This is a genomic window from Saccharibacillus sp. O23, from assembly GCF_002205895.1.
Classification (GTDB): domain Bacteria; phylum Bacillota; class Bacilli; order Paenibacillales; family Paenibacillaceae; genus Saccharibacillus.
On record NZ_NJDE01000033.1, the window covers coordinates 86,674 to 99,415 of the forward strand.

The following is a 12,742-nucleotide window of genomic DNA, read 5'->3' on the forward strand; positions in this document are numbered from 1 at the left end:
CCATCATAGCATAGGCAACAGACGCGCCCAAACGCAAAAAAGCCGCCGATTCGCGCTCGGGCGAACGGCGGCTTGACGCAAAGAAAGCTTCTATTCGTCGAGCGCTTTTTTCAACGCTTCGAGATTCTTGCGCATAACCGACAGATAATCTTCCCCGGCGGCCGTCTCTTCCGAAGTGAGGCCTTCGAGCGGGTTCAACACGTCGGTCTTGGCGCCGATCTCGGCCGCGATCGTCTCTGCTACCTTCGACGACACCAGCGTTTCGAAAAAGATCGTCTTGACGTCGTGCTGCTTCGCGAATTCGACGACTTCCGCCATCTCGCGGGCCGACGGTTCCTGATCCGGCGACAATCCCGCGATCGGAACTTGGGTCAATCCGTAATCGCGCGCCAAATAGCCGAAAGCCGCGTGCTGCGTAACGAAATCGGTCCGCTTCGTTCCCGTCAGCCTGCTTTTGAATTCCGCGTCGAGCGCTTCGAGCTTCGCGACGTAAGCGTCGGCGTTGCTTTTATACTGCGCCGCATGATCCGGATCGGCTTCCGCGAAAGCGGCTTCGATGTTCCGGACTTCTTGTACGGCAAGCTTGGGAGAAAGCCATACGTGCGGATCGAGTCCGCCGTGGTCGTGATCGTGGCCGTGCGCTTCCTCGCCTTCGTGATCATGCGCTTCTTCAGCGGCGTGATCGTGGTCTTCGCCGGATTCATGGGAATGCGCTTCTCCCGCCTCGTGATCATGGTCATGCTCTTCGGTTTCGGCCGCGCCGTGGTCATGGTCGTGTTCCTCTTCTTCCGAACCTTCCATGATATCCAGGCCTTTGCTCGCTTCGACGGCGCGAAGCTTCGAATTCGACGAAGCGTCCAAGACTTGATCGACCCAGCTCTCCATGCCCGCTCCGTTATAGATCAGCAGATCCGCGTCTTCGATCTTCGCGATATCCTGCGGCGTCGGTTCCCAGTCATGCGGCTCCGTACCGGACGGCACGAGCAGCTCGACATCGGCCAGATCGCCGCCGACGCCGCGCGCGAACTCGTACATCGGATAGAAACTCGCTTCGACTTTGAGTTTGCTTGCCGTTTGCGTCTCGGCCGCGCCGCTCGACGCCTGCGCATCGGCGTTTCCTTCCGGCGAAGATCCCGAATTCGCGACGCCTGACGCGTTCGAACCGCAGCCTCCTATAATCAACATCAAACTCAGCAGCGAAGCGCCTACGCCCGCTTTAAATGTATCGGTTCTCGTTTTCATCCCGGTTCGATTCCTTCCTTTCCGTTCGTAGCTTGAGACTTGCCTGTTCTTTCGGCGACTGTTGCGATCGTTCGCGCCGCCGTTCGGGAAGCTTGCGGCTTATTGCGCGTAGAATACCCGCCGTTCGCGCGCCGTCTGCCGATCAGCCACAGCTTCCGCGCCGCCATGCCGAGCAGCAGAAAAGCCAGCAGCAGCAGCGCGATCGTGCCCCCCGGCGGCGTATTCGCGGCATAAGACAAGGTCAGTCCGCCGAAGATTCCCGCCAGACCGATCAAGACCGACAATAAGATCGCCGACAAGAATCCTCCCGCGATCCGCAGAGCCAGCGCGGCCGGCAGCACCAGCAGCGCCGATACCAGCAGCACGCCCACGACAGGCATGGCCGCCGTGACCGTCATTCCCGTCAGCACCGAAAAAGCGATCGACAACGCCCGAACCGGCACGCCCGAGATTCCCGCCGTTTCTTCGTCGAAGGTCAGCGCGTACAGCGGACGGCGGAACACCGCGAAAAAGATCAACCCGATTCCGGCCGCGCCGCCGATCAACCAAAGCTGCGTATCGCTGACGGCGACGATCGAACCGAACAGGTAAGAACTGAAACTCTGCGACAGCGTCTTGCCGAAACTCATCAGCACGACCGCGGTCGCGAGACCTCCCGTCATCATGATCGCGACCGGCACTTCCGCGTATGTACGATACAAGCTTCTCAGCCGCTCGATCAGCAGCGCCGCGATCACGGCCGCCGCGAATCCGCCGATCGACGGGTTCGCGCCGAGCAGGCTGCCTGCGGCCACGCCCGCGAGAGAGACATGCGACAGCGTATCGGCCATCAAGACCTGGCGCCGCAGCATCAGATACACGCCCAGCACCGGCGCGATCAGACCGAGCATCGCGCCGGCCAACATCGCCCGCTGCATGAATTCGTAAGCCAGCATCGTCGTCACTCCGTTTCCCATCGATCGTCGAGATCGTTTCTGTCCGCCTCCGCAGCCGTCTCCCCGACCGCTTCTGCTTCGGTCCGTTCCAGCGTCACGATGCGGTCCAGATACCGTTCGGCTTCTTCCAGTCCGTGCGTCACCATCACGACGGTAATGCCGTGATGCCGCGTCTGATGCCGCATCAGCCGGTACAATTCGGTGCGGCTTCGCGCGTCCATGCCCGTCGTCGGTTCGTCGAGAATCAGCACGTCGGGACATTGCACAAGCGCTCTCGCGATGCATACCCGCTGCTTCTGCCCGCCGGACAGCTCGCCGATCCGCCGCCGCCGCAGTTCCCACATGCCGACCTGCTCCAGACTGCTTCGGACGAGCCGCTCCTGCTCCGGTCCGAGGCGGCCGAACAAGCCCAGTCTTCCATGACAGCCCGAACGCACCAATTCGATTACCCGGCTCGGAAAGCCGGCGTTAAACGAAGCGGCATGCTGCGGCACGTATCCGATCGTCGGCTTGGCGCCGCCGAACGCTTCCGCATTCAGTTCGATCGTGCCGCTCCACGGTTTCAGCAGTCCGAGCAGCAGCTTGAGCACGGTCGTCTTGGCCGTACCGTTCGGTCCGCTGATGCCCAAGAATTCGCCCCGATAGACGTCCAGAGAGATCCCTTGCACCACGGGAGCTTCCCCGTAACCGAACACGACGTTTCTCATGGAAGACAACAGCATATCGATCGCTCCTTGCGTAATCATTACGATTTATAAATGTCCAAAAAAATTTGTCGTCCGTTCGGTACCCTGTCAACGATGAAGGTCAAGATACTTGCTTAACGCGTTTCCCGGTGAATCGTGTATTTCTTAAGCCGCGGGCAGTATTTTTTCAATTCCAGACGTTCCGGATGATTGCGTTTGTTCTTGGTCGTCGTATAATTGCGGTCTCCGCATTCGGTGCAGGCCAGCGTTACGATCACTCTCATAGTCTGTATCCTCCTGTAATCGGCGTCGAAGCGCGTCCGATACGAACTTCGACTTGCGATTTAATAGTTATCGTAATTTTTACGAATAAAATAAAGTATAAACAGCCCTTGCGCCTCTGTCAACCGGCCTATCCTTCTGCTTCGGACGATAGTCGCCCGCTTACCAGCTCGATTTGGTGACGCCCGGAATCTGGCCTTTGTGCGCCAATTCGCGGAACATGATGCGGGAGACTCTGAACTTGCGCAGATAACCGCGGGGACGTCCCGTCATCTCGCAGCGGTTTTTGAGCCGGGTCGGCGACGCGTCGCGCGGCAATTTTTGCAGAGCCGCGTAATCGCCTTTGGCTTTCAATTCTTTTCGCAGCTCCGCATACTTCGCTACCGTTTCCTGCCGTTTTTTCTCGCGTACGACTTTGGATTTTTTGGCCATCTTGATCGCTCCTTTTGTTTGGGATGAATCGGTTATTCTCTATCGTGATCGGATCAGACCGTCTCGGGTTCCGGGATCGGCCACGGCAGCGGGTTCGCAAAAGTCGCCCAATCCGCCTGCATTTCTTCGTCGCTCAACAGGCACGCGTCCAGCTCCGCTTCGATTTCTGCGCGCTCCATGTCGATGCCGATCAGCACGAACTCGGTGATCCGATCGCCCGTACGCTCGTCCCAATCCTGCTTCGATTCGGGCTGCTGCGCCAGCAGCTCTTCGCGTTCGTCCGCGGGAAGTCCCGCGATCCAATTGCCGGCCGGTCCGAATTGAATCGACGGTCCCGCTTGGCTCAGACTGGCCGCCCAATCCTGTCCGGTCGCGATCCAGACGAGCCCTTTGGCCCGAACGACTTCGGACGGCCATTCGCCCAATACTTCCGCCAAACGTTCCGGGTGAAAAGGACGTCGGCGGCGATACACGAACGAACCGATGCCGTATTCTTCCGTTTCCGGCGTATGTTCTTCTTTTTGCAGCTCGCGGATCCAACCCGGAGACAAACTCGCCTGCTCGAAATCGAACAAGCCCGTATTCAGGATCTCCGCCGGATCGACTTCGCCCCGTACCGTACGGATGATCTTCGCCGACGGCTGAAGCTTGCGCAGCACGCCTTCGAGACGCTGCAGTTCCGATTCTTCGACCAGATCGCATTTGTTGAGCAGCAGCACGTCGCACGTCTCCACCTGATCGATCAGCAGATCGGTCACGTCGCGCAGATCTTCTTCGCCCGTCGCTTGGCCGCGCGCCAGCAGACTCTCGCCCGATTCGAAATCGTGCCAGAAGCGATATGCGTCCACCACCGTTACCATGCAGTCCAACTTCGCGACGGAAGTCAGGTCTACGCCCGTAACCTCGTCGGCGTAGCTGAACGTCTGGGCGATCGGCACCGGTTCGCTGATGCCCGTCGATTCGATCAGGATATAGTCGAACCGCCCTTCGTCCGCCAGACGTTCCACCTCGCGCAGCAGATCTTCCCGCAGCGTGCAGCAGATGCAGCCGTTCGACATCTCCACGAGTTTCTCTTCCGTTCGCGACAATCCCGCTTCGCCGGCCACGAGGCCCGCATCCACGTTGATCTCGCTCATATCGTTGACGATGACCGCCACTTTCAAGCCCTGACGATTATGAAGAATATGATTCAACAGGGTAGTCTTCCCCGATCCCAAATAACCGCACAGGACGGTGACCGGAATCTTTCGGCTTTCCATTCATACCGCTCCTTCGTTCAAATAGTAATTATTACGATTAACAAAAGACACTATACTCCCGCTGCTTGCGGCTTGTCAACGGGCGCATAAAAAAGAAACCCGGCCGAGACCGGATTTCGGACATGCGAATGTGGAGTTTTTCGGCTAAAGCCTTTTACTTGTACGGATCGTAATGCGGCAGTTTGGATTGGAACTCTTTCAAATTCACGATCAAGTTATCGGCGTCGAATTCGATCCACGACACCCCGTCGAATTCGTCGACTTCCGCATCGTAATCGTACTTGAAGTACCATTCGACAGCCGTTAAGCCGCTTTGGTGAATAAACTGCTTGATCTCCCAAGCCAACACGTTTCCGCGTTCGTTCCAATCGTCGAACCACTTTTCGACCGTATCGATTCCGTGATATTCGGGCCCGTAAGATTCGGAATAGATAATGCTCGGGGCGAACGTTTCTCTCAATACCGCTTTGTTTTTGCTGATCCAACATTCGAAATAAGCTTCAATGATCCGTTCTCGTTCGATCATCGTATCCTCCCTCGACGCTCAATCGTACTTGTTCATCTTCTTGCCTTCGCTTTGGCCGAGCAGGTACTCGAAGTCGTTCTCGAGACGTTTGCGTTCGGCTTTCTTGGCTTCGGCGGCTTGACGCTGTTCTTCTTCGCGGCGATCCGCTTCGGATTGCTTCAGCTCGTTCGCCTGCGCCTGCAATTTTGCCAGCACTTCGGGATTGAGCATATCTTTCAGCGTGGCCGGTTTGTCCGATGCGGCCGGACGGGCGGCGGGCTGTTTTTTCTTAGCCATGACGTTCCCTCCCTTAGGTTACGGGTTCAGCGCGGAACCCTCTGCCTTTTATTATACGGCGACCTGTCCGGGAAAGGAACCCGAGGCGCCTGTTCGCTCGCCTTCGGAGGACCTGTGCATAAGTTTGCGTTTACTCACAGGTTATTCCATATTTATGCACAACTTTATCCCCAAAATCGCTTTCTTTATCCCCAAACTGTTGAGATCTTTCACATATTCTTCACATATCTGATTTTTTTATCCACAAAATTCCTGAATCTCACACGGTCCAACGGTCGCCGACGATCCCGACCAGCTTCCACTCCCCGTCGATCGGCTCGAATACGAAACGCAGGCTGCCCCAGTCCATGCCGCCGACGTTCTTCGCGCCGCTGCGCCCGCCTTTGACGTAGAATTCGACGAATTTGCTATCCGGGTAGACCTCGTCCAGATTGTTCGGCATATTGCTGCTGCGGACGACTTGATCGTATCCGACAAGGTCCGGCGCGCTATAAGGCAGGTTATACAGAAACTTGGCGTAATAGCCGCGAAAATCGAGCTTGATCGGTCGGCCGCTGCCGTCGTAGGAACCCCAAACGTAGGTGTTGCGATCCGTCCATGCGCCGCGCAGTTCGTCCGCCGTCAGGATCCGGTCGCTCTCCGGCACGACGTACGCGTACGCGGAAAAGCGAACGCCTTCCGGTCCGGCCATCTCGGCCAGCGCCGCGAAATTCCGGTCGGCCAATGCGCGCAGCGCCAGATTCGCCTGCCGCATCACGGCTTTCTTCTCGGCGGCACCGTCAGCCGGCTTCTGCGCGGGCGACGATCGGACATTCGTCGCCGCATTTTCGGCGGCCGAGGCCGCCGATACCGATCCGAACGCGCCTCCCGTCAGCAGCGCCAGCGTCAGCGCTCCCGCGCCGCCGCTTCGCATCCAGCGCCTCTTGTCCATCTTCGTTCCTCCTTTTTACGTCGACACGGGTTCCCGTTCTTTCTTGACCGCGCGTACCGCTTCGATCTGACGAATACGGCCGCTTTCCATCGAGCGTACCGTCCAATCCCAACCGCCTTCGCTCAGCGTGTCGCCCTGCTTGAGATCGAATTTCTCCGACAGCATCCAGCCGCCGATCGTATACACTTCTTCGGAATCGATATCCGTGCCGAGCTTGCGGTTCACGTCATGCAGCAGCGCGGTGGCGCTGATATGGAACCGGTCGTCGCCGTCCGGACGGATCAGCGGCGTCGGCGCGGTTCCTCCGGCCGGCGACGAACTGGACGGAATATCGCCCACGATCTCTTCCAGCAGATCCTCCAGCGTCACCAATCCCGACGTGCCGCCGTATTCGTCCATCAGCACGGCCATATGAATGCCTTCTTTCTGCATCCGGCCGAGCAGGTCGCGCGCCCGTACCGTCTCGATCACCTGAATCACGGGGCGGATATACGGCGCGATCGGCTGCGCTCCTCCGCCGCCCCGTCTGACGTAATCGCTGAGCACCTGTTTGACGTTGACCATGCCGACGATATGATCTTTGTCTTCGTCGACCGAGATCGGCACCAAGCTGTACGTCTTCGGCTCGATCAGCGCGATCAGGTCCTGCACGTCCGAGTCCTGCGGCAGATGGCGAATCTGCGTGCGCGGCACCATGATCTCCTGCGCGTCGCGCTCGTCGAAATCGAACACGTTGTTGAGATACCGGTATTCCGTCGGCGTAATCTCCCCGCTCTTATAACCTTCCGACAGCGCCAGACGAAGCTCCGCTTCGCTCTGCGCGGCTTCGCCCTCGGTCAGCGGCTTGAGTCCGAACAGCCCGCTGATGACGCGCGACGAACGGCTCAAGATCCAGTTGAACGGATACGTGATGCGGTAGAAAATGATCAGCGGACGAGCCAGCGCGAGCGCCAACGGTTCCGCGATCTGGATCGCGACCGTCTTCGGCACCAATTCCCCGATCAAGACTTCGAAATAGGTCAGGATCAGGAACGCCAGCAGGAACGACAGCACCCCCGTGACCGATTCCGGAATATGCAGCCAGACGAACACGGGAGCGAGCAGTTCCTCCACCGTCGATTCGCCGAGCCAACCGAGCGCCAGCGACGTCAGCGTCGTGCCGAGTTGGCTGGCGGACAAGAATTCGTCGAGCCTCGACAAGATCCTTTTGACCGCCTGCGCGTTCTTGTTGCCGTCGTCCGCCAGTTGGTGGATGCGCGACACTCTTACCCGAATGATCGAATACTCCGACGCGACAAAAAAAGCCGTCAGTACGATAAGCAAAATAACAAGCAGAATATTTACGATTTCCACGCCGCACCTCCGGGCCGTATCTTTGTGATACCTATATACCCATTTTTACACAAGACGTGCGGGATCGGAACAGGCAGGCTCCGGTTCAACCCGTATAGTGTTTGGCTTGGATCTCTTGCAGATCGCCGGCAGGATCGTGGGACGGAAAATATTCGATGCCGACATACCCCTCGTAATCCGTCTGTTTGATCGCGTTGAAGATGCTGTCGTAATGCAGTTCGCCGAGAAACAGTTCGTTTCGTCCCGGCACGCCGGCGGCTTGGATATGCCCGATCTGCCGAATCTCGTTCTGCATGCGCGCGATGACGTTCCCCTCCATGATCTGCACATGGTAAAAGTCGTAGCAGACTTTGATCCGCGGATGGTTCGCTTCGCGCACGATATCGAACGCTTCCGCCGACGTGGTCAGAAAATAACCGGACAGCTCTTTGTCGCGCACCGTGTTCATCGGCTCGATCGCGAGCGTCACGCCGTATCGATCGAGCAGGGGCGCGGCTTCTTTCAATCCTTCGACGAGACTCGAACGCATCTGCTCCCGGCTGCGCCCTTCGATTTCGAAGCCTACGCTGTGCACGAGAGTCGGACAGCCGAGAAAACGAGCGGCTTCCGCCGCTTTCTCGATCTCTTTCAACGCTTCCGCTCGGCCGTACGGCGCAAGCAGCGTATCCGTCACGACGACCATCGAAGCGACCTCGATATCGTACGCCTCGCATAGCTGTTTCACCCGGTGCAGATCTTTGTCGGCCCAAGACCAGAATTCGACCGCTTTCGCCCCGATCTCGTGCAGGACGGGCAGCGCTTCGTACAAGCTTCGGCCGTTGAAAAGAGTCTCGGTGTTGTAGGAAATTTTCATGGGGTTAGGCTCCTTTCGAGTCGATCGTGAAATAGAACGGAATCCGAATCCGTATGCCCCTTCTATCCGTTTCGACGGCGCGCGAATCAGCTTCCGAGACGGCAAAACGCGAAAAAGCCGCGAAGCGGCGGCGATCTTTTGTCTCTGTCGACCGGACAAAAAAGATCGCCGCCTTCGCGGCCTGTTCGAAAAAACGCAAAATGCGTCCAGATTCATGCTTCTGCGCGCGCCTGCCCGTCAGCTCGCGATCGCAGCCGGTTTGGGCCGCGCTTTGCGGTTGACGAGATAGATGCCGCCGCCGATCAGCACCAAGCCGAGCAGCAGGAACCGGCTGAACGGCTCGTGCAGCGCCAGCGTGCCGATCAGCACCGACAGCAGCGGAACCAAGAACGTATACGACGCGACCTGACTCGCTTCGCCGGCTTGCGTCAAGGTGATGTAGATGATCCAAGACAGCGCGATGCCGAGGAAAACGCCGAACAGCAGCCCGGTCCAGTAGGCGCCGTTCCAGACGATATCGCTCCAACTTTCGCTGATCGAACCCGACAGCGTCAGCACGATCCCGCCCAGCGTACACTGAAAAGCGACCAACCACAGCGCATCGACGGAAGCTCCGGCTTTTTTGATATAAACGGTGCCGAATGCCCAACTGATCGCGGTCGCGATCGCCAACACCACTCCGATTACGGCGATATGTCCCGAGAATCCGCCCACGCTGACGGATACGACGCCGAGGAAACCGAGCAGCAGGCCGGAAGCTTTGAGCGGCGTCATGCGTTCGTCCAGCCAGAGCGACGCGAACAGGCCCACCAGCACCGGCTGGAGATACACGAGCACGGTAAACAATCCCGACGGCATGTACAGCAATCCGATCGTTTGCAGGCCGTAGAACAGCACCACGTTAAGCAGCGCGGAGATCAGATAGACTTTGCGGTTTTCTTTCCAGCGGATCCGGCCTCGTTTGGGCAGGAGCAGCAGCATAAGCAGCAGTCCGCCGAGCAGGGTGCGCATGCCCGCGAACAGCAGCGGCGGCGTATAATCGAGCGCGACTTTGTAGATCGACCACGAGACGCCCCAGATCAGCACGAGCGCGACGATCAAGCCGAAACGCTGCGCTGCGGATAAAGTTTTCATCGATGATTCTCTCCTCTATGCGGTTTATGGTTATTATTGATAACTATGTATATTCGGGTAACCGCATTACCGATCATACGCTTGTTCGAACGCGGATTCAATAGCCCGTTCGGCAAAAGAAAAAAGAAGCACCGCCGGATCGGCGCGCTTCTTCCCACGTGCTCTATCAATACCGTACGAACGATTCAAGTCGGCTGTTGGCTCTCGTCCAATCGCTTCAGTCCCGCTTCCAACGTGCTTGTGGCCAGCATCAGACGATCGGCCAGCTCGTTCAGGTCTTTTTTGCCTTTGGACGCGCCTTCGGCATCGCCGACCGTCGGGATCGGATCGCCGATCACGAGTCGGGCTTTTTTGCCGCGCAGCAGCTCTTTGAGCCCGGTCGGACCCGCGTAAGCCGCCGGCACGATCGGCGCTTTGGCCATGCTGGCGATGGTGACCGCGCCGCGTTTGAGCGGCACGTCTTCGGACGAACGGGTACCCGACGGGAAGATCCCGATCGTTTTGCCCTGCTTGATCAGTTGGATCGGAATCTTCAGACTGCTCGGGCCCGGATTCTCGCGATCGACCGGAAAAGCATTGATGTCGCGCAAAAATTTATCGGACACTTTTTTGCTGAACAGCTCTTTTTTGGCCATGAAATGAACTTCGGTCGGCAGGAGAGAGCAGCCGAGCGCCACCACGTCCATCCAGCCTCTATGCGTGCACGTAATGACGTAACCGCCTTCCTTCGGCAGTTTGTCCGCTCCGATGATCTCGAATTTTCCGAATCCCCGCAACAACAGTCTGGCAAATCTGGCGAGTGGTTGATACAACACGTCGACTGCTCCTTCCGCATTCCGTTTATTTATAGTCTGTTTCGATCGTACGAATTAGTATCTGGTCCTAAATTTAAGACGCGTACATTCGTCTGGCTTGGTCCGTTTTCAGTGTACCATGCGCCACTTCTCCTGAACAGCCGTGTTCCGCGATTTTCCGCAATTTGGGTAGCATAGGCGCTCCGGATCGCCTATAATGACGATAAACCATCCGTTTAACGAAGGGGACCGGCACATACGATGAGCGACTTTATTTTATTCAAATTGGCCGACAAAACTTATGGTATTCCGTTCCATGAAATCGACGAGATTCAGAACTCCAAGCCGGGCACCTCGATTCCGTTCTCTTCGAACTGGCACGAGGGCGTAGTCAAAATCCGCGACGAGATCTATACCATCGTGAACCTGCGTAAAAAATTGAACGTATCGCACGAAGACCAACGCGATACGGACAAGTTCATCCTGCTCCGCCGGGAGAAAGTCGCCTTGCTCGTCGACTCGCTCGACGATACGGCTTCCGTGCCCGAGACGGCGCTGACGGACAACGAAGAAGTCGCCAGCCGGCGCTTCCTGCCGTCCGTGTTCGAGCACGGCGACCGTCTGGTACTGGTGTTGAACGTGGACACGCTGCTGGCAACCACGACGGGCGGCGGCGCGTAAGTTTTATCGAAGCCTTTTCCGTAAAAAGAACGAAACAAAAGCCCTGATCTGAGATCAGGGCTTTTGAACGTTTCCGCGGCTGCCGGCGTGCCAGAACGATTGCTGGATATGGGGTACATTCTTTTCACGGCGCCTTAGAGGGATCGGGGTTCGATCGGATGAGGACATGCGAACGGATGATAAGTTGGACGAAGATGACGATGACTGCCGTAAAGTCCTCATGCATGCCGCGGAACCTAAGAGCGCCGACCGCCGCGGGTACGGTTCAGGTGATGGGGCTGTTCGCGGATCCCGCTTTTTCCGACGCTCTTATTCTACGTAACGCGGCAAACGCGAATACGGATCACTGCTCCGCAAACTTTTTTCGCGAAAACTTTTTAAGTTCTCCATACGGCGGCGATTCGGGCGATCTGCTCCGGCGTCGTGCGGCAGCAGCCTCCGATCAGCCGTGCCCCGGCTTCGTGCCACGCGCGGGCCGAATCGGCAAAATCGCCGCAAGCCGCCGATTCTCCGGCATGCCAAGTCTTCGTCGACGCGTCGTACGCTTCGCCGGAGTTCGGGTAGACCAGCACCGGCTTCGCCGTGCAAGCGGCCAAACGGGCGACGGCCTCGGCCGCCGACGAAGACGGCGCGCAGTTGACGCCGATCGCCGCGATGCGCGGATACGCTTCGAGCGCCTGCGCGCAGGCTTCGATCGGCGTGCCTTCGCTGATCGCTTGTCCGTCTTTCAGCGAAAACGACACCCATGCGAACGTATCCGGGAACTCTTCCAGCAGCCGCGCCAGCACGAGCGCTTCTTGCAGCGAAGGAACGGTCTCGAACGCCAGCAGATCCGCGCCCGCTTCGATCAGCGCCTTCATGCGCGGCCGATGGAACTCGGCCAGACGCTCGTCGCTGACGCCGTAACGGCCGACATACTCCGAGCCGTCCGCGAGAAAAGCGCCGTACGGACCGACGGAAGCGGCGATGATCGGCTTGGGACGGCCGGCGGTGCCGGACTCTCGAGCCGCCCAGAACGCATCGCGCGCTTGCGCGGCCAGTTCGACCGTCTGCCGGATCAAGCCGAGCGCTTCGTTTTCGCCGATGCCCCGGGCCGCGAAACCTTCTACCGTCGCCTGATAACTCGCCGTAATGGCGCAATCGGCTCCGGCGCGGAAATAATCTTCGTGCACGCGGCGGATCAGCTCGGGCTGCTCCAGCAGCACGCGGGCCGACCACAGCGGGTCGTCCAGATTGCAGCCGTGGCGCTCCAATTCGGTCGCCATCGCGCCGTCGAGGATCAGCACCGGATAATTCGCCAAGATGGCGGCAATCGGATCGGCTGTCGAAGAATGAGGGGATGCAGCCATTATGGATCG

General features: G+C 58.2%; 15 protein-coding genes. 1 reads left to right on the plus strand and 14 read right to left on the minus strand.

Annotation, left to right across the window (positions count from 1 at the left end; genetic code table 11):
* Positions 1-90 precede the first annotated feature (90 nt).
* From CDO73_RS25895 to CDO73_RS25960, 13 genes are all read right to left on the minus strand, one after another.
* On the minus strand, positions 91-1,242 hold the full coding sequence (locus tag CDO73_RS25895; protein WP_088491390.1) for a metal ABC transporter substrate-binding protein: 1,152 nt from the start codon (positions 1,240-1,242) through the stop codon (positions 91-93).
* On the minus strand, positions 1,239-2,198 hold the full coding sequence (locus CDO73_RS25900) for a metal ABC transporter permease (protein ID WP_256972856.1): 960 nt from the start codon (positions 2,196-2,198) through the stop codon (positions 1,239-1,241). The genes CDO73_RS25895 and CDO73_RS25900 overlap by 4 nt, the downstream gene beginning before the upstream one ends.
* Positions 2,183-2,899: a metal ABC transporter ATP-binding protein gene (locus CDO73_RS25905; RefSeq protein ID WP_088491392.1), complete on the minus strand. Its 717-nt coding sequence runs from the start codon at positions 2,897-2,899 to the stop codon at positions 2,183-2,185. The genes CDO73_RS25900 and CDO73_RS25905 overlap by 16 nt, the downstream gene beginning before the upstream one ends.
* 98 nt (positions 2,900-2,997) lie before the next feature.
* On the minus strand, positions 2,998-3,147 hold the full coding sequence (gene rpmG, locus CDO73_RS25910) for a 50S ribosomal protein L33 (RefSeq protein WP_087801633.1): 150 nt from the start codon (positions 3,145-3,147) through the stop codon (positions 2,998-3,000).
* 160 nt (positions 3,148-3,307) lie between these two features.
* Positions 3,308-3,577 (minus strand): 30S ribosomal protein S14, encoded by a 270-nt coding sequence (gene rpsN, locus CDO73_RS25915; RefSeq protein ID WP_088491393.1) that lies wholly within the window; start codon positions 3,575-3,577, stop codon positions 3,308-3,310.
* 53 nt (positions 3,578-3,630) lie between these two features.
* Complete coding sequence (locus tag CDO73_RS25920; RefSeq protein ID WP_088491394.1) at positions 3,631-4,836, minus strand: GTP-binding protein; 1,206 nt, start codon at positions 4,834-4,836, stop codon at positions 3,631-3,633.
* Positions 4,837-4,990: 154 nt separating this feature from the next.
* Positions 4,991-5,362, minus strand: coding sequence for a nuclear transport factor 2 family protein (locus CDO73_RS25925; protein ID WP_088491395.1), 372 nt, complete (start codon positions 5,360-5,362; stop codon positions 4,991-4,993).
* Positions 5,363-5,380: 18 nt separating this feature from the next.
* On the minus strand, positions 5,381-5,638 hold the full coding sequence (locus tag CDO73_RS25930; protein WP_088491396.1) for a YqkE family protein: 258 nt from the start codon (positions 5,636-5,638) through the stop codon (positions 5,381-5,383).
* A gap of 259 nt (positions 5,639-5,897) precedes the next feature.
* Complete coding sequence (locus CDO73_RS25935; RefSeq protein ID WP_088491397.1) at positions 5,898-6,569, minus strand: hypothetical protein; 672 nt, start codon at positions 6,567-6,569, stop codon at positions 5,898-5,900.
* A 15-nt stretch (positions 6,570-6,584) separates the two neighbouring features.
* The gene (locus CDO73_RS25940; protein ID WP_088491398.1) at positions 6,585-7,922 is read right to left on the minus strand and encodes a hemolysin family protein; all 1,338 of its coding nucleotides are present in this window, start codon (positions 7,920-7,922) and stop codon (positions 6,585-6,587) included.
* Positions 7,923-8,007: 85 nt separating this feature from the next.
* A complete protein-coding gene (locus CDO73_RS25945) occupies positions 8,008-8,775 on the minus strand; it encodes a TIM barrel protein (RefSeq protein WP_088491399.1) in 768 nt (255 codons plus the stop codon).
* Between the two features lie 237 nt (positions 8,776-9,012).
* Positions 9,013-9,909 (minus strand): DMT family transporter, encoded by an 897-nt coding sequence (locus tag CDO73_RS25955; RefSeq protein ID WP_088491401.1) that lies wholly within the window; start codon positions 9,907-9,909, stop codon positions 9,013-9,015.
* A gap of 185 nt (positions 9,910-10,094) precedes the next feature.
* Positions 10,095-10,721 (minus strand): lysophospholipid acyltransferase family protein, encoded by a 627-nt coding sequence (locus CDO73_RS25960; protein WP_088491424.1) that lies wholly within the window; start codon positions 10,719-10,721, stop codon positions 10,095-10,097.
* Between the two features lie 243 nt (positions 10,722-10,964).
* On the opposite strand from CDO73_RS25960, the gene CDO73_RS25965 reads away from it, so the two are divergent.
* Positions 10,965-11,384, plus strand: a complete 420-nt coding sequence (locus CDO73_RS25965) for a chemotaxis protein CheW (protein ID WP_088491402.1) — start codon at positions 10,965-10,967, stop codon at positions 11,382-11,384.
* A gap of 377 nt (positions 11,385-11,761) precedes the next feature.
* Here the strand turns inward: CDO73_RS25965 and mmuM are convergent, their stop codons facing one another.
* A complete protein-coding gene (gene mmuM, locus CDO73_RS25970) occupies positions 11,762-12,733 on the minus strand; it encodes a homocysteine S-methyltransferase (RefSeq protein WP_088491403.1) in 972 nt (323 codons plus the stop codon).
* Between the last annotated feature and the right edge of the window lie 9 nt (positions 12,734-12,742).

Coding starts and splice junctions, on each gene's coding strand:
- CDO73_RS25895 (WP_088491390.1), bottom strand. CDS start 1,242: ATGAAAACGAGAACCGATACATTTAAAGCGGGCGTAGGCGCTTCGCTG.
- CDO73_RS25900 (WP_256972856.1), bottom strand. CDS start 2,198: ATGGGAAACGGAGTGACGACGATGCTGGCTTACGAATTCATGCAGCGG.
- CDO73_RS25905 (WP_088491392.1), bottom strand. CDS start 2,899: ATGCTGTTGTCTTCCATGAGAAACGTCGTGTTCGGTTACGGGGAAGCT.
- rpmG (WP_087801633.1), bottom strand. CDS start 3,147: ATGAGAGTGATCGTAACGCTGGCCTGCACCGAATGCGGAGACCGCAAT.
- rpsN (WP_088491393.1), bottom strand. CDS start 3,577: ATGGCCAAAAAATCCAAAGTCGTACGCGAGAAAAAACGGCAGGAAACG.
- CDO73_RS25920 (WP_088491394.1), bottom strand. CDS start 4,836: ATGGAAAGCCGAAAGATTCCGGTCACCGTCCTGTGCGGTTATTTGGGA.
- CDO73_RS25925 (WP_088491395.1), bottom strand. CDS start 5,362: ATGATCGAACGAGAACGGATCATTGAAGCTTATTTCGAATGTTGGATC.
- CDO73_RS25930 (WP_088491396.1), bottom strand. CDS start 5,638: ATGGCTAAGAAAAAACAGCCCGCCGCCCGTCCGGCCGCATCGGACAAA.
- CDO73_RS25935 (WP_088491397.1), bottom strand. CDS start 6,569: ATGGACAAGAGGCGCTGGATGCGAAGCGGCGGCGCGGGAGCGCTGACG.
- CDO73_RS25945 (WP_088491399.1), bottom strand. CDS start 8,775: ATGAAAATTTCCTACAACACCGAGACTCTTTTCAACGGCCGAAGCTTG.
- CDO73_RS25955 (WP_088491401.1), bottom strand. CDS start 9,909: ATGAAAACTTTATCCGCAGCGCAGCGTTTCGGCTTGATCGTCGCGCTC.
- CDO73_RS25965 (WP_088491402.1), top strand. CDS start 10,965: ATGAGCGACTTTATTTTATTCAAATTGGCCGACAAAACTTATGGTATT.
- mmuM (WP_088491403.1), bottom strand. CDS start 12,733: ATGGCTGCATCCCCTCATTCTTCGACAGCCGATCCGATTGCCGCCATC.